Below are 20457 nucleotides of genomic sequence, written 5' to 3'. Positions count from 1 at the left end.
CGTATCAAGCAAAAACGTCTTCGGCGTCCTTATTAGGACGGTAAACGTTTATGAAGTATTGCGTGAAACTAATAAATTCTAATAATTAAATCCGAATTCACAGAGAATGCTGTTCTCCATGAATCCGGACCTTTCAGACATTGCACTCTTTCTGTTGGAAGTCTTAGCTGCGTTCAGCTAGTTTCTTCGCTTGTTTAACAGCTTCATCCCACTCTTTGGCCGGATCAGCCTTTTTCTCCAACACGTTTTTCAGTGCATTTTTGAAGAAGGTATCGGTTTGGTCATGAAGTGGACCGTAGTACACAGGTTTTACACGATTAGCTGCTTTACCAAATTCAACTGCGGTTTGTTGACCACCGAAGAATTCATCCTTGAAATCTACGAATGCAGGATCTTCGTACAGGGCAGGAATGGAAGGCATCAGCCCTTTTGTCTTGAATGATTCCAGTTGATTATCCTTGTTATCCATCCAAGCGATGAAATCATAAGCTTCTTTCGAGTGTTTGCCCTCTTTAGGCAGTGTCAGGAACGAACCACCCCAGTTACCAGCACCTTCAGGAAGCTGTGCGATTTTCCATTTTCCAGTAGTATCTGGAGCATTACTCTTAACATTTCCCGCCATCCAAGCCGGTCCCATGACGACTGCAAAAGATCCATCGTTCATTCCTTGGCCCCATTCTGGAGACCAGAGCATTAGATTGCTGATCCAACCTTCTTGGATACCTTTAACCGTAAAATCATAAGCTTTGCGAACTTGCGGGTTGGTGTCTCCGATAAAGCTGCCATCCGCTTTGCTGAAGTAGATTTCATCCGCGGATTGGTCACGCAATGCGTTAAAGGTAAGATCTGTAAGATCTACAAAAGGCTTACCTGTCTTTTCTTTAAATGCTTTGGCTACAGCAGCGAACTTGTCCCAAGTATCAATGGCCCCGCCGAATCCTTCCGGGTCACTTGGTAATCCTGCTGCTTCCGCCAAATCTGTTCTGTAATAAACAACGGTCGGACCGATATCTGTAGGTAAACCCAATTGGAAGCTGCCATCTACTGAAGAGGCTTGTTTCCATTTCCAATCCAAATAGTTCGCTTGAATATCTTTAGCACCAAGATCATTCAGGTTATAGAATTTATCCTGTGCATTGATAAAACGCTCCATGAAACCGATTTCAAGTTGGAAAATATCAGGTGCTCCCGATCCAGCAGACAATGCTGTGGTCAAATTATTATGATGAGCCGTTTGGTCACCCGTATTTTGAACCTTGATCGTAACGTTAGGATGTTCCTTCGTGTACTCCTTCGCTAGATCCTCATAATTCACGTTCCCGAGTGTCCAGAAAGAGAGTTCGATTTTCTCAGCAGGCTCAGTACCCTCATCTTTTGTTGGTTCACTTGTGCTTGCTGCGTTGTTACCTGTATTTTTATTTGATGCGTTGTTCTCGGCGTTGTTGCCTCCGCATGCTGCCAGTGAACCTACGAGCATGATAGCGACTAACGAAAGCGCCAAGTGTTTTACTTTATTCATTCCCCTGTACCCCTTTCAAAGGTTTCTCTTACAAGATTTAGTCTACAGGGTTTATATTCTTTTTTTGAGGAGGCAAACTTCCGATTTATGGTGGAAATATTTCTGATTCAATAAAAAAGCCCTCATAAGAGGACTCAAAGTTCATTACCATAAAATTTGTTTTCCCCACCAGGGTAGGACATTGTTAAGAGACTACGAATATGTCCGCTACAGCTAACAGACCACATCCACTAGAATGTGGTCTTAACATTTACTTCGTATCTTTGACCTCAGGTCCTCCTTAAATAAATATTTCATACAGACCTATGCCTACTAATAACAATCCACCGATAAGATCAGAATGTTTGCCTAGCCAAGTTTTGGACATTCGATTCCCGATTTTCATTCCGGCAGCCACAGTGATAAACGAAAAGGCACCCACTGAGATCGCTGTGAATGTTGCGTTCACGCCGCTGATCCCTGCTCCAAAGCCTGTAGCAATACAATTGATAGCCAGCGCCACACCCAACCACACCGATTCTTGCCATCTTAATACATGACGATAGCCATTATGTGTAGAAGATGTGCTGAGGACGTTACTCTCTATATCCATGCTTACACTTGAAGTTGGTTTCTTATACACCGCTCTAATGCTCCAGATTCCCATAAACAGAATCAAGCAGCCACCGATGGCATTTCCATTCGCTTCAGAAAAATATCCTGACACATACTCACCTGAGGTTATTGAGATATATGTAGCCAGCATCGACAGAATAGCAATGATCAGATTTGAAAATGGGGTAATTCTTGTGGACCGTGCGCCAAAGGAAACGCCTATTCCTAAGTTATCCAAATTTGAAGCCAGACCAATAATAATGATGGAAAGCCAGTGCATATTTAAACCCCCTTAGTACAGTCATAACTATGTTATGTCTGAAGTGGGCGCATAGAATTTTGTCCAAATGTGTTACTCATAAATTGTTCATTATCATCACTTATGTTGGATTTCTCTTGCTTCCACAGGTATACTATTTTTATTTCTAACTTCATTACATGATCAAAAGGAGTTTAATATCTATGCCGATAAACCGCCCGCTGTTTACAGACAGTGATTTCCAAGAAGCCGTTGACCGAAAATTACCTGTCCGAGTCTTTCAGGACGATCATTTGGTGAATTCAGGAGCAACCGTTGTCCGCTTCACTGATTTCGATGTCGTTATTCAGTCCAGAGTTAGTGATCTGACTTACTACTCCCGTAAGAACTGCCAATTTTTTGAGGTTAGACCCTAAAAAAAGCCGGAATGCAGTGACCCTAAGATCACTGCATTCCGGCTTTTTTCAACAGACATATGTAGTAGCTTTTTACTTAATGATTCTGTATTTGCCATACACTTTCATTTTCTCATCTAAGACTTCCTGAAAACTCTGCTTCTTCTTATTAGATCTCTCTTGCTTAGGATTGACCACGGGCTGAGGTCTAAAAAACTGATGATTGTAAGCCATAAGATTATGTACCATCACATTCATTGAATTCCAACCTCCTTCCGTGTCGTTCCTGAAATTTCTATTTTCGCTTAATTGCATATGGTTACTTACCCAGCTTCTCCAAAGTTTAATCACTTTTATGACTTTCTGTTTAAATAAATTTAAATGATCCCTTTTTGCTAAGCGCTAAATACCTCTTTGTAAATCACGAAGGTCTCTCCACGAAATAAGTTTGATTTGCTCATTATTAATCACTTGCTTAATCTCAATATCATTTAGAAGAAGATACTCCAATTCTCTTTCTGTATAACATTCCGTTATCGCTATTAACTGCTCTGTTTTTTTAGAAGGATGTATAGTTAACTGGGATACTCCAGGTTTTAGATTCTTTAATAGATCAGTTAATCTCCTTTTCATTTTGCTGTACTCAGCAGTGGGGTTAAAACAATATGGAAGAGAAACTATATCATCGATTAATAAAATCCCCCTCTCTTTTGCTGAAGAAATTCTTTTTTGAAACAATCTCAATTGATCATTATTTAAAAATGGTTGGTCTAAGATCCTACTAGGTAAATTAAAGGGTAGTTGGTACTTTTCACATAAATCAAATGTTATTTCTATAAAATCTCGCCCTGTGAATAACCCCATAATGCTTCCACCATGACTATCCAGATGAGTTGGATCAATGCCTTGTACAATTGCACTTTGGATCTGCGATTCCATCTCTAATTTAACCTCATTAGCAGCAGCGTTTCTTTCCAGAAGAGTGGCATCTTGATGAAAATATCCTTCCGCCGTAATTAAACTATTTAAATTTCTTTCTTTGAATACTGGTTGATACAGATGTTTCTCACCGCTTGTTAAAGTTAGATGAATTCCAATATTCTTTATCCCTTTACTATTGACAATCTCCATTGCTTCATTTGAGTCTGGGCAAGGGATCATAATAGATGTGGATGTTATAGCTTTTTCTTCAAATAAGTTAACAATAGCTTCATTAGTTCCTTTAGTTATTCCAAAATCGTCGGCATTAATAATTAACAAACGGTCGTCAATCGCAAAACCTAATTTTTGAATCATAAACCTTCCCCCTATTAATGAATGATTTTTAAAAAAAATAACAATAAGGACGCAATCACCGTTAAGTGTTTGCGTCCTTATTGTGTAAACCGTTCATTTGCTCCCAATAGCAGTGGAAGCCTAGAATCTAACGCTGTGAAGGAAATCTAGCGTTCCCATTCCCTTTATTACTATGATCAACTTGACCTCTCATCAGTTCAAGCAAATATTCGGGATCAGAGTTCATATCTAACATTTCCAACGCATTTTTTGGAGCAAACCCTTCACTTACACTATGAGAGATCATGGCTAGCAGCGGATTAAAATAGCCTCTAATATTCAGCAGTCCAATAGGCTTCTGATGAATCCCAATCTGCATCCAGCATAGGATCTCAAATAACTCATCAAAGGTTCCAAGACCACCCGGCAGGGCAATAAATGCATCGGCCATACCGCTCATTATCGCCTTACGTTCATGCATACTAGAAACCTCAATCAAATTCGTCAGCCCAGAATGCCTGATTTCATCTTTAAAAAGATCCACGGGCATGATACCGACGACTTCACCACCATTTGCCAACACTCCGTCCGCCACCTGTCCCATAAGGCCATTTCTTGAACCTCCGTAAACCAGCCTACATCCTTGTGCAGCTATATGATAACCCAATTCTCTAGCCATTTCCGTATATTCTGAGTTAAGACCTGGATTCGATCCGGCGAACACACATACTGTAAAAGCCATACCTATCACTCCAGACTGGTTATTATGGTTCAATACAGATTAATTCACTTATTGTACATCAATAAAATAAATAAAGTGTTAAATGAAAGTCATCTTTTTGTATGTAACGTTAATTGGTACAATGTACTATTCCACTCAGCAGTAACACCTAGTACCTTAGCCAAAGCTGCCGCTGGAACAAGTGAAGTGTAACTTACTTTAATGGCTCCCTCTTTAAAAGTGATTTTCTTCCCTTCTTTCCAGAGCGTCATTTCTCCCTCCCATGAGAGTGTGTAGCCAAGACTTTCCGCCACTTCCCTAATCGGTACTTTTACACTTCCATCTATAAAAATAGCAGACTGTACGGAGTCGATTTTCTTCCCATCAACAATTACCGTAACAGGTTTCAAAATAGGAGATAAAGTAAAAGGACGTGAATCAACTGCGCTAATTCCGAGTTGTCCGAACATATTCGTCCCCCAAGCCACGGCAGTTCCATCCTTCAAGACTGCATACTTACTATTCTCACCGCTAGCAAAAGAAACCGGATTGCTCAAGCCTTTAATTTGCTTTGGCTGAGTGAAGACCCATTTGCTGTCGGTTACATTAGTAGTACTCCATGTCCACACGGTGCCATCTTTCTTAACCGCTGCAAAGCCGCCTAAATCCAGCGTAAGTTTAGAGATCTGTTTTAAGGCTGTGATCTTTTGCAGACCCTGCATTAAGGTACCAGCTTCCCATACCCAGTATTCCCCTTTTTTATTAGCAGCAAGATTGAATCCATTTTTCGTCTGAACGGATACAATATTCGAAAGACCTGGCATCTTCTTCATTGTGATTTCATTATAATTATTGCTGTCAATCGTTCCCCAGACGCTTCCACTTTCGGTTAAAGCCAGTATACTCCGATCACTCATTGAAACGGACTTCACATGGTATAAATCCTTAACTGCGGTCGGTTTCTTCACCGCTTGTGTATTTTCTATTTGCGGGTTAGCGCTCCAAGTCCACAGGGTACCGTTAGTTCGAATCGCGGCCTGATACATACTGTTCCCGATCCACTTTACCTCACTTAAGCCCTGCACCTTCGTGGCAGCAGGCAGCTCTGTGTATCCTACATCAGAAGCGTCTGGAGGACTCCACTGGAGTACGCTCCCATCCTTTTTCAAAGCTAAAGTATTGTATAGTCCTGAGGTTACACTAACTACATCCGTCATCCCCGAGATCACCTGAGGCAGCATAACCCTATGATGTTTGGAGCTTGCCCCATTTCCAGCTTCCGCTGCACTCTTGTACTGATAATCTCCCCAAGCCGTAACCGTTCCATCTTCCTTCAACGCTACAAAATAAGCCCCACCGATCTCTAGCTGCTTCGTATGTTCAAGCGCTGCGATACTGTGTGGAGTAATCGTCCATCCCTCTGGTCCTGCTGTTCCATTCGCAAACTGTCCAAACATATTACTTCCCCAGGCCCAAACGGTTCCGTCCTTTCCCAATGCAAAGGAGCTGCCACCCCAAAAACCAGGCGCAGCAACAATCTCCTTAATTCCGCTCAGCTTAGCAGATGATGGAGCTGCATTCGCTTGTGGAACTGACACTGTAGCCATTAAAGCAGAACAAACAACCAAACTAAACAGTCGTATCTTCCTTGCAAATAAGTTCATCTTGTTTTTCCCTTCTTATGATATTATTGTAATTATTATTCATCTTACACTAAGACGGTATAAAGCTGTTCAAAGTTGTATTATTTTTAAATCCCGGGATTCAGATTGCTTTGATTTATGTTATAATTACGCTGCTTTAGATCTAGTCTTTTCAATCGCAATACCGGAACCAAATGATTATGGAGGGAAGTTATGCTTAAATTTATTGGTGTTTTACTGCTCTTCAGATTAGTGGGCAACCCTTTTCTGGCTATATTCATCCTGCTTCTTATCTTATATTTCTTGGATCGACGATATGTGGGCATCTTCCCCAGTATTACAAAGCCCTTCAAAAGAATGCGTCAAATTTCCAAGCTGCGTACAACCATTTCTTTGAATCCTAATGATGTCTCATCCAAATTTGATTTAGCTCGGAGTTTGGCTGAACGTAAAAAATACAGGGAATCAAAGGATCTCCTACTCCAAATCGAGGACCGTTATGAACAATCTGCTGAATATTGGGTAGAGCTTGGACATGTGAATCTAAAGCTGGGCGCTTTGGAGGAAGGCGAAGCACAGATGCTTCGAGGTCTGGAGATCAACAGTAAGGCCCGATATGGACAGCCTTATCTTTGGTTAGCTGAAACTTTTCGCCATACGGATCATGATAAAGCATTACGTTACGTTACTCAGTATCAAGAAATCCAGTCTTCTTCCTCTGAGGCGTATTATCTAGCCGGCTCTATGTATAAAGCACTTGGCAGATCAGAAGATGCGAAACGAGCGTTCGAAGAATCCACCGCTGTTTATCGTTCACTGCCGAAATATAAAAAACGGCAAGAACGCGGTTGGGCGTTACGCAGCTTTTTCGCCAAGATGAAATAAACTTTAAAGGCTTCTTAACCTAAAAAATACGGAAACCATTTCTAATGACCAGAAATGATTTCCGTTTTTTTATAATCTATTTGAAATTAAACGGTGTATTGATGTTATTCGTTATTTCGTTACTAATTTCCAGAGTGATAATGCCGACTCCGGATTCCAGTTGTTATCACCATAACTTCTAAATGTCACTCGAGCTTCATAAAGGTTACCCTTGTATTCAACTTTTGTTCCAACAATATACAACCCGGATGCATTCCAAGCTGCTACATCTGGTAATATGGGTTTCACAAGGGTTGTGACTGTATACAAAGAGCTCTTGTCTGAAATATTACCAGCAGCGTCTACAGCTCTCACATAATAATTGTACGTAGTGGAAGCTTGTACCGTTAAATCCGTAAAGGAAGTTTCCTTGGTTTGGGTCAGTTTAACACCATCCCGATATACAACATAATGATCAACCCCTACATTATCTTGGGCAGCGTTCCACATTAGATTAACACTATTGTGTTTCACTGACATGGTATGCAGCCCCTCAACCATCGAAGGCTTCACAGTATCTGGTGTTTCCACTGGGGGGATAACCTCTTCCGGGTTTGGTGTGCTAACAACAATACTATTACTTGAACCTGACGTGTTTCCTGCACGATCCACTGCTACAATGTAATATATATAGATTTTGTCGGATCCTACAGTTATGTCTTTATAGCTCGTTGTTGAGGAAATACCAACTTGTTTCGCATTACCAATGTTCTCACCGCGGTAAATCAAGTAATGATCTACGCCTACGTTATCTGTTGCAGCATCCCACATAAGGTCTACAGTGTCCGATTCTACACTCATCGTGTGTAACCCTGTTACCGTCGACGGCTTCTCTGTGTCTGGTTGTACCCCAGGTCCTAAATCACCGTTTTTTAGATTCACATCAATCACTTGGTAGAAGGCATTCGCAGTATCATCAATATCCCACACCGCCAAAATAACATGATATCCACTGCGGTCAGTTGGGACATTTACTTTATGTGTCACAGAACGCTCAGGCTGTTTACCGCCATTCTCAAAAGTTCCAATAAGCTCTAAATCAGAACGTTTAATCGGTGCATTAGGATTCCAACCTTTTTTCGTAATATAGTAATGCCATTTTGTTGTTCTATGTTGTGCTGTAATATACCAAGTGATGTCATTTAATCCGCCGACCATATCATGTTTAATCCAGCGATCACTTGTTTGTTGATCCAGAATTCCTCCGAACATGCCACCCGCTGATGCTATCTTCCCGTCCGCAGGACCCGCCAATGGGAAGCCCTTTGGTGCCTCTAGACTCTGCGGCTCATATTGAACAGAACCCACATTATTCGCTGCACCAAGCTTCGCACGACTTGCAGGTTCGGATACATAACCGTGTCCAAATGCTTTATCGGTATCGATAATAAGTCCTACTCCGGCAATAACCCCAGCTGTAATAACAAATGGAGCAACCATCTTTGCGATACTGCTGATCTTCATGTTTACTTTCATCATTCATCATCTCGCATTCTAGTTGTAATTTGGAGACCTTGAAAACGAATCCAGAGTTATTATAATTTTCCGAAAACATAATAACAATAACCTAAAGAACCAGACAACAATGGATAAAAGACCCATGACAATTGAACGGATTAGTAGTTCTCCCCGCTAATAATGCCCCATCGAAGCGATTCATTCTACTCAAATAAAGCCAGTCACCGATTCATTGATCGGTGACTGGCTGCAAAAAAAAACTTGTTATGACTTCTGATTTTCATAAATGGGATATAGTCCCCATTTACATATTTAAATCCTGTTTGTTAGCTTCTCCGCTCTCTTTAACTGAGAATGGCCACCAATTTCCTCGACCAAAGATCCGTACCATAACAGGGACAAAGAATGGCAAGAATATTAGAGCATACAAGGCCAATCCCACGAGCACCACTGTTGCAATCTGCATCATCGACAGTACCCCTGAAGGATACATCGAAGCGAAGGTCCCTCCCAAAATAACTACAGCAGAAAGGATAACTGTACCCATATTGCGCATGGCGTGTAGAATCGCTTCTTTTACATCCCAAGTTTTATTTTCGTTAAACCGGGCCATTAAGAAAATGCTATAATCCACACCTAGTGCAATCAGCATAACAAAACTAAAGAATGGCGTCGTCCAGGTAATCCCCTCATAGTGCAGTAGATTAACGAAAATAGCCTCCGTAACACCCAACGCTGAAAAGTAAGTGATCAAAAGTGAAATAATAAGGTATATCGGCATTACGATTGAACGAAGCAGTAACACTAATATGATGAAAATACCGCTCAACATTAAGATTACTGTACGCGAGTAGTCTTCATTAGAAATATTCCGCAAATCGCTTTGACTGCTTGTAACCCCGCTAATAGCTGTTTCAGCATTTTCAAGCTTCGTTCCTTTTACTGCACGATCTACTGCTGCTTGAATATCACCCACACTATCTATAGCCTCTGAGCTGTAAGGATTCTCGGTGAATACCACGTCCAATGTCATCACCTTACGGTCATCAGACAAGTACGTATCAAATACCTGCTTTATACCTTCAGCTTTAAGTGCCTCAGCTGGTACAAAGAATCCGCTCAGCTCTTCATCCTTAGCCGCTTGAATCTGATTCAAGTATTCTTGTGCAGAGCCCAGACCGCTAGTAATTTGCTTCAATCCATCAGCACTATCGCTTAGTCCAGTGGTTAAGGCTCCAATTTGCCCTGTCAATTCACCAAAGCCGTCCGCTAACTGCTTCTGTCCGCCTTGCAATTGATCAAGACCACTTGTGATAGATGGAATCTTATCTACGATCTGCCCTTGACCTGCTGCCGCCTGATCGAGTCCAGATTGCAGTTGACCGATTCCAGCTACAAGCTTAGCTAAACCTTGCGCGAGCGCGGTTTGCCCAGCCGCAGCTTTGGCATAACCGGCATTAGCTTCATTTAAGCCAGTAGCTGCACCTTTAAGCTGTTCTGAAACCTGACCAAGACCGGCTGCTAGCTGCGCTACACCCGTACCACTTTGTGCTACTGTGCCTTTGATCGTCAAATAATTTACATCCTGAACAATTTCCGGATAACTGCTCTCTAAGCCAGCGAAGGAACCGTCCAGGCCTTTTAATGCCTCTGCAACGCCTTGTAGCTGCTTCGGAAGCTGTCCTAGTCCTTCATCCAGCTGGGTTAAGCCGCCGCCGATTTTTTTATAGCCCTCAAGTAACTTCGTATTAGCATCTGCTAACTGTTTAGCACTTGTTGCTGCCTGCTGAAGACCGGCTTTGATTTCTCCGGCACCCGCTGAGCCACTCTTTATCCCGCTCTCAATCCGGGCTAGCCCGGTGCCTAAAGCAACGATTCCGTCTTTGAGGTCTGCTGTGCCTTCTGTCAGTTTAGCACTTCCCGCAACAGCCTCTGTCAGTTTAGGAGCATTATCGCTAAGCTGTTTACTTGCTTCAGACAATCCGGTTTGGATCTTGGTCAGTCCATCGTTACTCTGATCCAATCCATCAGAAAGTGTACCAACCTGATTAGGAATCAAGAAATCACTAATCAGCTCACCTGTTGGACGTGACATGCTGCGAACAGATTTTACGCTATCCACTTTTTCCAGCTCACGGCTGATTTTCTCCGCAAGGCCCAGGTATTCTGAATTGTCCATGCGATCATCATTCTTGATTACGATCTTGCCAGGCATTGATTCCCCTGGTCCGAAGCTCTCCGAAATAATATTGAACCCTTTTACCGAAGCATATTCCGAGCCGATTTCCTCCAAGCTGTTAAAGGACAGCTTACCGCTATAGGTGAGTAAGAAGGGGGCTACGATTACTGCAACAATTAGAAGAGCGGCCCACGGTCTTTTTAAAGAAAATGAACCTGCCCAGCCCCAAATCCGGCTCTCACTATGCTCCAGCTTGCCACGGGAAGGCCAGAATAGCTTTTTGCCAAGCACCGCCATGAAGAATGGAACAATCGTCACAAGTGCCAATAGCATAACTGCAATTCCAACTGCAACAGCTACTGCTGAACGATAAAGAATGAATTTCGATAATCCAATCGCTACAAAACCTACGAACACCGCTAAGCCTGAATAGAAAACCGTTCCTCCAGCTTTACGATAAGTTGCAATAATAGCACTTTTGGTATCTTCTGCGGTCATCATTTCTTCCTTAAAACGGCTGATCAGCAGAATACAATAATCCGTACCAATCCCGAACATGACGGCGACCATAAAGATTTGAGTAAACGTAGATAAAGGAAAATCATAACGATCTACCAAAAAAGCCACGACAGACTGGGATACAATATAGCTGAGACCTACTGTCAGCAGCGGTACAAAAGGCGCTACAAACGAACGAAAAACGACGAATAGAATAAGTAGAATAAATACAACTGTAATATACTCCGACTTCTTTAGCCCTGCTTCTGAGCTTGCGATCATATCTTCTGTAATGAGACCTTCACTGGTCAAATAATGATCTGCTTTAACATCTGTAAGCAATTCATCCACTTTATCTGGCAGCGCAGTAACAGCCTCTCCTTCACCTTTTACGGACAACGCCACCATAATGGTCTTGCCATCTTTGGCAATCAGCGTATCCTTAAGCTCACTTTGTGAAAAAGGATCGGTGATGGAATCTAACTGTAGAACTTCCTTATTCGCAGCCAGCTTCTCAACGCCTTGTTGAATACTTCCTGTTTCTTCTGCTCCGATCCCCTTCGGGTTATTGAATACAAGAGCTACCTGATGGAGTGATTCGCCACCCTTGTCACTTGCCGCTTCCTTCATGATTTCTGCTGCTCTTGATGAAGGGTATCCCTCTGGAACCGTAACCTGCCCCTTCTCACGGACAAGATCTGAGAACGATGGGGCCGTCATCATTAGCACAACCGCTACAGCGAGCCAGATTGCGATGACCGCCCATCTTGCTTTTAAAATCGTCTTCATTGGCTCTTCCCTCCATTGTCATTCTGAATTAAATTCGCCAGTTTCTCAAACATCATGATGAACATCTCAATATCCTTCTTTTCAAAATGAAACAAATACGGGGCCACCACTTCATGTACTTGAGACTCTGCTGCTTCAAATACTCTTTTGCCATGCTCAGACATCGATAAATACACCTGACGACGATCGTTCTCGTCTCGGGTTCGCTCGATAATGCCCGCTTGCACCAGTCTGTTAATTATCGCTGTAATGGAGCTTTTACCCACGCAAAAGGTTTCTGCTAGATATGTAGACGTACATTGTTCCTGAGCATTAATCAGACGCAGAATTTGGTACTGATCATTCGTTGTATCCGCAGCAATACTATCCTTAATTCTTGCCGCTACTTGTCTTGTCACCATCATGTATGCATCCATATAACGGTTAATCCAATGCTGAACCTCATCCTCCAAAGCTTCCTACCTCCAAAAATATAGTTCGACTGTAGAACAGTTTCATTGTCAAACTATAATCCCATTTTTTTCAAAAGTCAACTTACAATGCTGCTGAATCATTTATGATCTGCACAACAAAAAAACAGGCCGAGATTTCATCTCGACCTGCCATTTTATGTCTTCTACATATTTTTTATTCCTCATCCTCTATCTCATCCACTTCATAGACACATCTCAGCGTCTCAATACCTGCTGCATTTTCACCGAGACTGTACACCATGAACCCAAGACTACGGTAGAAATCTGCAGCGATCTCATCCTCTGTTTCTGCTACAAGATAACGCGGCTGCCGCGTAGTAAGCAGCTCCAGAATCATCCCCCGTGCATAACCTTTTCCTCTGTTCTCTGGCAATACAGCAATATGCCGAATATCCAAAGAGCCATCTTCTGTTTCTTCAAAGCCCACGAGACCAAGCAGTAATTCTTCCTCTTCCCACCCGTATAGTTTAAGCCCGGCTTGTTCGCTATACTCAGACGAGGTCTGCTGTAGGGCACTCGGATCATCAATGACCGCATAGGTCAATAGCTCATTCACCTCAGGTGTACCAATGAGGGGTTTAAGATCAATCAACATTCTTCACATTTCTCCTTCTTTGTTACTTTTAAAGCTAATCACTCGAAACAATCCGTAGCCTATCCACACACCTAGCATGTTTAATAGTAAATCATCAATATCGAAGCTTCCCACATGCAGCAGCGTTTGCAAGCACTCCAAAAGCAGTATGCAAGGGACAGCATATAACGAGATCCTAAGCCAAGAAATCGGACGTGTCTTTACTAATGGCCAAAGAAAACCAAATGGAATAAAAACTACAACATTTCCTAGCAGATTCACTAGCCGGTTGATCAGTGATAACCCGTTATCCAAGTTGAAATAAAGTGACACCGTACGTAATGGAACCAGATTGTACTGAAGAGGACCTCCAGTGTGAACTTCACGTCCAAATCCGAGAAACATCCAATAGATAACAGTAGCACTATACAGAGTTAGTACTACCCGTGTCAATCCTTTTAGCGGCCATGAACGGCTAGTTTCTCTAAGTCTGCGGTTAATCAATTCTTAGATTGAGCTTCTATTATTTCGATGCTTCCGTCATGTTTACCGACAATAGCCATCGCTGCAATTCCAATAAATAGGCCGTGATCTACAACACCCGGGATACTTTGGATGGTCAATGCAAGCTTTGGCGCAGATTCTATCTCTTCAAATCGGCAGTCCGCTATGTAGTTGCCATTATCCGTCTTGTACAACTCTTCTCCGTTACGGCGCAACTCGGGTTGGCAACCCAGTTTAGCAAGCTCCGCCACTGTCCACTCCCAGGCGAAAGGAACGATTTCCACTGGCAGTGGAAATTTGCCTAGCGTGCTTACAACTTTACCCTCATCGGCAATCACGATCATCCGAGTACTATTACTAGCTACAATCTTTTCACGAAGCAAAGCGCCGCCGCCGCCTTTAATTAGTTGCAAGCTGTTGTCCAGCTCGTCCGCTCCGTCAATGGTCAGGTCCAGACTATCAATATCACCAAAAGCTACCAGTGGAATCCCTAGCTCTCGTGCTTGTTCCTCGGAAGCGCGTGAAGTAGCAACTGCGGTAATCTTTAGACCTTCACTGACGCGTTCGCCAAGCTTACGGATCGCCCAGTAAGCAGTTGATCCCGTACCCAGACCTACCTTCATTCCATCTTCTACGTATTCTACTGCTTTTTCTGCTGCTAATTGTTTAACATTGATGCTCATATAAATACCCCCATGTTATCCGTTATAAAGATTTATAGTAAACTTGAAATTCCCATAATTCAGTAGGATTCCGGTTAAGCACCGACATCCAATATTTTGCCGTAACAGAGACTATCCGGATCACCGATATAGGGTCCAAACAAATCTATCGGTTGGTAGCCGTGTTTGACGTAAAGCGCAATCGCTTCAGGCTGTTTGATTCCAGTCTCCAATCGGATCTCCCTAAAGCCGGCAGCAATTGCCTGTGCCTCAAGGAATAACAGCATATTAGTAGCTATGCCCATTTTGCGATAACAAGAATCTACATAAAAACGCTTCAACTCCATCGCAGCCTTCTCAGTGCCGATATAATCCAATGGACGAAGCCCGCCGCAACCCACTGGTTTACCGTTCAAGTAGGCGACTACGAAAGTCATTTCTTTTACTTTGGGATCCTCGAAATCGACGACATAGATCGTCTCGTGCGGATAACGCATCTTCAGTTCCTCATCCAGAAACGTAATAAGCTCTCTTAAATCAGCATTCTCTGGGTCAACCACTTCAAAATTCACTTCTGTAACGGGCGGCACTCTATTTCCCTCATTTCTTGTATCCAATTTCGTATTATCCTTCTTGCAGCCGAAAAAATCAATAATCTTCATTCTGCCTTATGTATATTGTAATTTCACTACATCCTCTAAATTTAGGATCATCTCTTTTTCAGCGTGGTTAGCAGCCCTATGTAAGTAAGCTTTATGCGCAATGAATGAATCCGAGGGAGCTGCCGATTTAATGTACTCTAGCACATTACGTTCGACATCAGCCAGAACTAATTCCCCTTTACCCGCGCTAACTCTACATAGATTAATGATAGCCAAAGGCTTATTCACAACTACATGTCCACTGGACTCCACAAAAACTGTGTATTGAATTAAAGGAATTACATCTGGATCTTCCACACTAGCAGTGCAAGATTGGTCAAAAATAGAATACATTCGTGCAGGATTCCGTGATAAAGTTCCTAATTTTTTCTGATTAGATACCAACTTGCTGTTCTGATAGGCCAAGAATCCGGCAACTGACAACACGAGCACAAGCAAAATAACTAATACCGAGTACATTTCATCACGTCCCACCCAATACGCCATAATAACAATACCGATTATATATTATCATGAATAGATGCATAGACCAATCTTATATTATCTTCGATTTAACAAGAGTAAAAGACCCTCAATCTATAAAGTTATTTTGAAATATTCAAAATAACAGTTGAAACTTCGTTTGACATGTCTCATAATGAAAATATGAATATTGTTTGTCAATCCATATGGAAATCAAGGGAGGAAACTTAAAATGAAGTTTTTCTTGGACACCGGAAATATTGAAGAGATCAAACGTATTACTCGCCTCGGATTAGTGGATGGCGTAACGACTAACCCGTCGCTCATCGCTAAAGAAGGAAGATTGTTTAAAGATGTTATCAAAGAAATCGTAGCCATCGTTCCAGGTCCTGTTAGCGCAGAAGTTATCGGTTTGACAGCAGAAGAAATGCTGAAAGAGGCTTACGAAATTGCTGAATGGGCTCCAAACGTTGTCATTAAACTCCCTATGACTGAAGATGGCTTGGAAGCTTGTTATGAGCTTACTAAAAAAGGTATCAAAACTAACGTAACGCTTGTCTTCTCAGCGGCTCAAGGCTTGATGGCTGCAAAAGCAGGCGCAACTTATATCTCTCCTTTTGTAGGACGTCTGGATGATATCGGTGTTGACGGAATGAAGCTGATCAAGGATCTAAAGACTATCCTGACCAACTACGGTATGACTTCCGAAATTATTGCAGCATCCATTCGTAATATTGCACATGTAGAGCAAGCAGCGCTTGCTGGCGCTCACATTGCTACCATCCCAGGTTCGCTTCTGCCAACCCTCTGGAAGCATCCGCTGACAGATAACGGTATTGAACGCTTCCTGAAGGATTGGGAATCCGTACCACAGGCATAAGAAGAGTCTTTTATTCTTTTATCAAGAGGGCTATCCCAGAAGCTATGGAAACGTAGCTTAAGGATAGCTCTTTTTTCCATCAATGGACATTGCCGAAGTCTGACGAACACGCTTTGCCAAAAGGCGGGGATTGATCTTCTCCGTTCCTTTCACACCGGATTCCCCCTTGCTTCCTTTGCTTGGCGTAACTGCAAATAAGGTCAGCAAACCACCGATAGCGCCAACTGTAGCCATCAAAGCGAATAATACCCAATGTCCACTGCTCATCAGCAGCGATACCACCGGCGGCCCCAATGATACCCCGATGAACCGCATACTGCTATAGAGAGAGGTTATAGTTCCACTATTCTCCTTTTCAATCCCTTCTGTTATCAATGCATCCATGCAAGGCAGAACACTCCCAATTCCAACACAGCCTAAACTCATAAATCCAACTAAGAAATAAATGTCTTTATTGAACCCTGCAAAGATCATTGCTGCAGTTAGTAATACCATCCCCCCAAAGCCAAGCCATTTCATTAGCGTTTTGTTCTGACCAATAATCTTTCCTGTTCCATACGAGGACAAACATAACAAGGCTAACGGGACCGCCAGTACATACCCCTTCATCGCCCCATGCATTTTATACTTAGATTCCAGTATCTCTGATAAATAGAATTGAACGCCAAAGGTCACAAACATACAGATACCACCTATGGCAAAAATAGCATACAGCCATCGTCCCTTTTTACGCAAAATGCTCACAATTCCATTTAAAAATTCTCGTATACTCTGTTTCTCAGGCTGCTCCTTTGCTTCCGGCTTTCGAACCAGAAACAAAACTAAGCCAAATGAGATTAGACATAGAACAGGAATTGCGATAAAAGGTGCGAACCAGAGCCATAAACCGAGATAAGCGCCAAGAATCGGGCTGAGTACTTTACCAAACGTATTAGAGGTCTCAATGATTCCCAGACTTTTGCTTACATCCTCTTCTTTCTTGAACAAATCACCAACAAAGGGCAGCACAATCGGAAAAGCACCGGCCGCACCTATGCCTTGTAACAAACGACCGGCCAAAATGACCCAATAGGCACTAATGCCCTTCATAAGCCAAGCCGCCACCACACAGATGATACCACCAATAGCAGCAATGATCAGGCTCGGAAGAATCACCTTTTTTCGTCCATACGTATCAGACAGGTAACCTGCAATAGGGATCATCACAATAGCCATCAATCCATAGACAGTAATCAGCATACTCACCTGAAAAGAGCTAATGCCGAGTTCTTTAGAAATCTGCGGCAAAATAGGCAACAACATGGAGTTACCGAGGGTCATAATAAGTGGAATGGATGCTAGTGCAAACAGATCCCATTTTCTTTCCTTCATGAACTGACCACCTTTGCATTGTTTGCGACTCTCTATATTGTGGTTTGTTCATCCCTCTTTATTCATCCATACAAAAAGACCGTCCCCCGCCAAAGCGAAAGGACGATCTTAAGTTTAGAAGATTATGCTTTACAGTGAATTTGCAATCATGGTCTTCGCGTTTATGGTTGGAAGGAATCGGTTCGGTTCCCCCAGACTAAAAATATGAAGCAAGTGCATGGCCCTAGTGCAAGCTGTATAGAACAATTTACGCTCACTTTCTCTGCCATATCGTTCAGCTGAACCATCGTAGATGATAACAGCATCAAACTCCACACCTTTGGCTAAGTAAGCAGGCAGCACCAGTGTTCCCTTCTGGAAATTCGGTGTTTCCTTCGTAACGAGCCTTACCGGTAGCTTACTATGTAGTTCATCATGAACCCGTGCGCTTTCCTCTGCTGTTTTACAGATGACAGCCACATAATGATACCCCTTTGATTGCAAATTCCGGATATCCATTTCAACTGCATTTAGAAGCTCATCCTCGCTAGATACTACATTTAATTGAGGTTCTTCTCCGCGTCGATTAAACGGCACAATACGTTCCCCGCCAGGAATCATTGCCCGGGTAAATTCCACAATCTCATAAGTGGAGCGGTAGCTACGGGTTAATGAGATCACTTCTGTATTTTCTTCACCATAGATGCTAACTAAACTAGACAAATCGCCTAGCACTTCACCTTGTGCATAAATCGCCTGATTCAGATCACCCAATACGGTCATTTTAGCCCTTGGAAATAAACGGCGCATGAACTCTAATTGGAAAGGGGAGTAGTCTTGTACTTCATCCACAATCACATGACGAATCAACGTGTTGGTACGGAAGCCTTGGCTTAGCTCCTTTAAATACAGGAATGGAGTCGCATCTTCATAAGCCAGCTCGTTCACTGCGATAGATTTTAGCGTTTGCTCACAGATCTCATCCCAGATTTCCGGTAGAGAATTAACACCATTTAGACGTTCCATAAGCTCACGATCAGTAAACAGCGTACTGTACAACCCCTTAACATCCACAAAACGGCCTCGTTTAGTCCACCCGCGCAGTGGTTTTAAGCGTTGGCTGACTACATACCGGGATAACACTTCTTTTTCCGTATCAAAATCATCAAAGCTATCCTGCGTAGCTTTCTTCTTACGTCGCAACATCTGATAAGCACGATGATAATCACTGGAGTCCAATAGCTCAATTTGATCTTCCACCCATGAAGCATTTCTTTCCTCATGACTAAAATCAGCGATCTTCTTCAGCAGCCAACGTGTCATCAGGTCTACACGGTTCGCTAGCTTAATGGCTGGATCATAAGCATAGAAGTGACGTTCCATCTCTTCCTTACTGACGACTGCTCTTCCTTGAAACATTAAGGGTTTGAACATCATGCCCTCATGCTCAAGCATCGTAGCATATCGACGAATCGCATCGAGAAAAGGTACGGATGATTTATAAGCGATGCCTTCTCTGCGTATAGCCACCTCAGGGCCGTCAGGGGCATTCAATAGGCTTTCTGTTTGACTAAAGATATCTTCAAGCTGAAATTCATGTCCCAGACGGTGCTCCAAATACATCTGGAAGGTGGTTTGCTGCATATTTTCTTCACCTAGCTCTGGGAGTACGGTAGATACATAGCTATTAAACAGTGGGTTTGGCGAGAACAAAAGCATTTGATCTGCCTGCAGAACTTCACGGTATTTATACAAAAGATAAGCTACCCGTTGCAGTGCAGCTGAGGTTTTCCCGCTCCCTGCTGCACCCTGTACAACCAGCATCCGGCTTTTATCGTTACGGATAATCGCATTTTGCTCTTTCTGAATGGTAGCTACAATACTCTTCATTCGATCATCGGCACTATGGCTAAGCACCTGCTGCAAAAGCTCGTCACCGATCGTAACACCAGTATCAAACATCACTTCAATAACACCATCAGCTATCACAAATTGTCGCTTAAGATTCATTGTGCCTGAAACTAGTCCACCAGGCGTTTCATAAGCTGCGGGACCAGGTGCTCCGTCATAATATAAGCTCGATATGGGTGCCCGCCAGTCATAGATCAAGAACGTGCCATCATCCTCCATCAAAGATCCAATTCCTAGATATATCTTTTCAGTTTCTCCATTTGGTGCTTCTGTAAAGTCAATACGCCCAAAGTATGGAGAGACGACCAGCTTTTTATATTTTTTCAGTGCCTTGCTTGACTGTAAATGATGGCGTTCGCGTTCATTCAAGATTTGGGATTGTTGGCGAAGACTTGTTGAAGTTTCCCCTAAATCATCTGGACTACTGAAGTTTACCGTTACCTCTTCCCAGAAGTCTTTCCGCATATCCACCACATCACTACGATGGAGTCCGAGCTCCTCTGATAAACGCCGGATATGGGCAGACAAAAGCTTGGTCACTCCGTCAACTCGCTGCTGTTCTTCTTTCCATTCAATTTCATGATTCTCCACTACATTTCATCCCCTTTTGGAAGGTTGATATTTCAAGTGAGGATACTCTTAATAGATGAATCCGGCCCCTCTGGGACCGGATTTGTTAATAAAAATAAGAAGTACTAGTTTCACTCTGAACATAATCCTTAAGC

Annotated in this window: 19 protein-coding genes; 3 read left to right on the top strand and 16 right to left on the bottom strand. The window is 42.7% G+C overall.

All coding sequences use genetic code 11. The features are described 5' to 3' along the window. Nucleotides 1-163 precede the first annotated feature (163 nt). Both NST74_RS12485 and NST74_RS12480 read right to left on the bottom strand, forming a co-directional pair. Nucleotides 164-1519, bottom strand: a complete 1356-nt coding sequence (locus NST74_RS12485; RefSeq protein WP_341112312.1) for an ABC transporter substrate-binding protein — start codon at nt 1517-1519, stop codon at nt 164-166. Nucleotides 1520-1799: 280 nt separating this feature from the next. Then, on the bottom strand, nt 1800-2393 hold the full coding sequence (locus tag NST74_RS12480; protein WP_341112311.1) for a manganese efflux pump: 594 nt from the start codon (nt 2391-2393) through the stop codon (nt 1800-1802). Nucleotides 2394-2575: 182 nt separating this feature from the next. Between NST74_RS12480 and NST74_RS12475 the strand changes: the two genes are divergently transcribed. Next, nucleotides 2576-2788, top strand: a complete 213-nt coding sequence (locus NST74_RS12475) for a hypothetical protein (RefSeq protein ID WP_341112310.1) — start codon at nt 2576-2578, stop codon at nt 2786-2788. Nucleotides 2789-2860: 72 nt separating this feature from the next. Here NST74_RS12475 and NST74_RS12470 read toward each other — a convergent pair whose 3' ends face one another. The 4 genes from NST74_RS12470 to NST74_RS12455 form a co-directional block, all read right to left on the bottom strand. Further along, the gene (locus NST74_RS12470; RefSeq protein ID WP_170880233.1) at nt 2861-3025 is read right to left on the bottom strand and encodes a hypothetical protein; all 165 of its coding nucleotides are present in this window, start codon (nt 3023-3025) and stop codon (nt 2861-2863) included. 144 nt (nt 3026-3169) lie between these two features. After that, the gene (locus tag NST74_RS12465; protein WP_341112309.1) at nt 3170-4063 is read right to left on the bottom strand and encodes a polysaccharide deacetylase family protein; all 894 of its coding nucleotides are present in this window, start codon (nt 4061-4063) and stop codon (nt 3170-3172) included. Nucleotides 4064-4190: 127 nt separating this feature from the next. Beyond that, on the bottom strand, nt 4191-4784 hold the full coding sequence (locus tag NST74_RS12460) for an LOG family protein (RefSeq protein ID WP_341112308.1): 594 nt from the start codon (nt 4782-4784) through the stop codon (nt 4191-4193). Between the two features lie 89 nt (nt 4785-4873). Beyond that, nucleotides 4874-6370, bottom strand: coding sequence for a stalk domain-containing protein (locus NST74_RS12455; protein ID WP_341112307.1), 1497 nt, complete (start codon nt 6368-6370; stop codon nt 4874-4876). A gap of 249 nt (nt 6371-6619) precedes the next feature. Between NST74_RS12455 and NST74_RS12450 the strand changes: the two genes are divergently transcribed. Further along, the gene (locus NST74_RS12450) at nt 6620-7291 is read left to right on the top strand and encodes a tetratricopeptide repeat protein (protein ID WP_341112306.1); all 672 of its coding nucleotides are present in this window, start codon (nt 6620-6622) and stop codon (nt 7289-7291) included. 111 nt (nt 7292-7402) lie between these two features. On the opposite strand, the gene NST74_RS12445 is transcribed toward NST74_RS12450, so the two are convergent. From NST74_RS12445 to NST74_RS12410, 8 genes are all read right to left on the bottom strand, one after another. Continuing rightward, complete coding sequence (locus NST74_RS12445) at nt 7403-8809, bottom strand: lytic polysaccharide monooxygenase (protein WP_341112305.1); 1407 nt, start codon at nt 8807-8809, stop codon at nt 7403-7405. 283 nt (nt 8810-9092) lie between these two features. Then, nucleotides 9093-12254, bottom strand: coding sequence for an MMPL family transporter (locus tag NST74_RS12440; RefSeq protein WP_341112304.1), 3162 nt, complete (start codon nt 12252-12254; stop codon nt 9093-9095). Beyond that, nucleotides 12251-12706 carry a MarR family winged helix-turn-helix transcriptional regulator gene (locus tag NST74_RS12435; RefSeq protein ID WP_042126966.1) on the bottom strand — a complete coding sequence of 152 codons (456 nt, stop codon included), beginning with the start codon at nt 12704-12706 and terminating at the stop codon, nt 12251-12253. The genes NST74_RS12440 and NST74_RS12435 overlap by 4 nt, the downstream gene beginning before the upstream one ends. A 175-nt stretch (nt 12707-12881) precedes the next feature. Beyond that, nucleotides 12882-13322, bottom strand: a complete 441-nt coding sequence (locus tag NST74_RS12430) for a GNAT family N-acetyltransferase (protein ID WP_339290706.1) — start codon at nt 13320-13322, stop codon at nt 12882-12884. 3 nt (nt 13323-13325) lie between these two features. Further along, the gene (locus NST74_RS12425) at nt 13326-13805 is read right to left on the bottom strand and encodes a VanZ family protein (protein WP_341112303.1); all 480 of its coding nucleotides are present in this window, start codon (nt 13803-13805) and stop codon (nt 13326-13328) included. Then, a complete protein-coding gene (gene rpiA / locus NST74_RS12420) occupies nt 13802-14482 on the bottom strand; it encodes a ribose-5-phosphate isomerase RpiA (protein ID WP_139328475.1) in 681 nt (226 codons plus the stop codon). The genes NST74_RS12425 and rpiA overlap by 4 nt, the downstream gene beginning before the upstream one ends. Before the next feature lie 80 nt (nt 14483-14562). After that, nucleotides 14563-15129 (bottom strand): GNAT family N-acetyltransferase, encoded by a 567-nt coding sequence (locus NST74_RS12415; protein WP_341112301.1) that lies wholly within the window; start codon nt 15127-15129, stop codon nt 14563-14565. A gap of 6 nt (nt 15130-15135) precedes the next feature. After that, entirely contained in the window at nt 15136-15615 is a 480-nt protein-coding gene (locus NST74_RS12410; RefSeq protein WP_341112298.1) for a hypothetical protein, read from the bottom strand. A 208-nt stretch (nt 15616-15823) separates the two neighbouring features. Between NST74_RS12410 and fsa the strand changes: the two genes are divergently transcribed. Then, nucleotides 15824-16471, top strand: coding sequence for a fructose-6-phosphate aldolase (fsa, locus tag NST74_RS12405; RefSeq protein ID WP_042126959.1), 648 nt, complete (start codon nt 15824-15826; stop codon nt 16469-16471). A 57-nt stretch (nt 16472-16528) separates the two neighbouring features. Here fsa and NST74_RS12400 read toward each other — a convergent pair whose 3' ends face one another. After that, entirely contained in the window at nt 16529-17842 is a 1314-nt protein-coding gene (locus NST74_RS12400) for an MFS transporter (protein WP_341112296.1), read from the bottom strand. A 129-nt stretch (nt 17843-17971) separates the two neighbouring features. Further along, on the bottom strand, nt 17972-20323 hold the full coding sequence (gene helD / locus NST74_RS12395) for an RNA polymerase recycling motor HelD (RefSeq protein ID WP_341112295.1): 2352 nt from the start codon (nt 20321-20323) through the stop codon (nt 17972-17974). Nucleotides 20324-20457 lie beyond the last annotated feature (134 nt).

Source organism: Paenibacillus sp. FSL F4-0125 (assembly GCF_038008565.1).
GTDB lineage: Bacteria > Bacillota > Bacilli > Paenibacillales > Paenibacillaceae > Paenibacillus_AQ.
This window is presented reverse-complemented; position numbering and strand designations above follow the sequence as displayed.

What these genes read in the sequence shown, in the direction of transcription:
- NST74_RS12485 (WP_341112312.1), bottom strand. Translation starts at nt 1,519, where the DNA reads ATGAATAAAGTAAAACACTTGGCGCTTTCGTTAGTCGCTATCATGCTC.
- NST74_RS12480 (WP_341112311.1), bottom strand. Translation starts at nt 2,393, where the DNA reads ATGCACTGGCTTTCCATCATTATTATTGGTCTGGCTTCAAATTTGGAT.
- NST74_RS12475 (WP_341112310.1), top strand. Translation starts at nt 2,576, where the DNA reads ATGCCGATAAACCGCCCGCTGTTTACAGACAGTGATTTCCAAGAAGCC.
- NST74_RS12470 (WP_170880233.1), bottom strand. Translation starts at nt 3,025, where the DNA reads ATGAATGTGATGGTACATAATCTTATGGCTTACAATCATCAGTTTTTT.
- NST74_RS12465 (WP_341112309.1), bottom strand. Translation starts at nt 4,063, where the DNA reads ATGATTCAAAAATTAGGTTTTGCGATTGACGACCGTTTGTTAATTATT.
- NST74_RS12460 (WP_341112308.1), bottom strand. Translation starts at nt 4,784, where the DNA reads ATGGCTTTTACAGTATGTGTGTTCGCCGGATCGAATCCAGGTCTTAAC.
- NST74_RS12455 (WP_341112307.1), bottom strand. Translation starts at nt 6,370, where the DNA reads ATGGCTACAGTGTCAGTTCCACAAGCGAATGCAGCTCCATCATCTGCT.
- NST74_RS12450 (WP_341112306.1), top strand. Translation starts at nt 6,620, where the DNA reads ATGCTTAAATTTATTGGTGTTTTACTGCTCTTCAGATTAGTGGGCAAC.
- NST74_RS12445 (WP_341112305.1), bottom strand. Translation starts at nt 8,809, where the DNA reads ATGATGAAAGTAAACATGAAGATCAGCAGTATCGCAAAGATGGTTGCT.
- NST74_RS12440 (WP_341112304.1), bottom strand. Translation starts at nt 12,254, where the DNA reads ATGAAGACGATTTTAAAAGCAAGATGGGCGGTCATCGCAATCTGGCTC.
- NST74_RS12430 (WP_339290706.1), bottom strand. Translation starts at nt 13,322, where the DNA reads ATGTTGATTGATCTTAAACCCCTCATTGGTACACCTGAGGTGAATGAG.
- NST74_RS12415 (WP_341112301.1), bottom strand. Translation starts at nt 15,129, where the DNA reads ATGAAGATTATTGATTTTTTCGGCTGCAAGAAGGATAATACGAAATTG.
- NST74_RS12410 (WP_341112298.1), bottom strand. Translation starts at nt 15,615, where the DNA reads ATGGCGTATTGGGTGGGACGTGATGAAATGTACTCGGTATTAGTTATT.
- fsa (WP_042126959.1), top strand. Translation starts at nt 15,824, where the DNA reads ATGAAGTTTTTCTTGGACACCGGAAATATTGAAGAGATCAAACGTATT.
- NST74_RS12400 (WP_341112296.1), bottom strand. Translation starts at nt 17,842, where the DNA reads ATGAAGGAAAGAAAATGGGATCTGTTTGCACTAGCATCCATTCCACTT.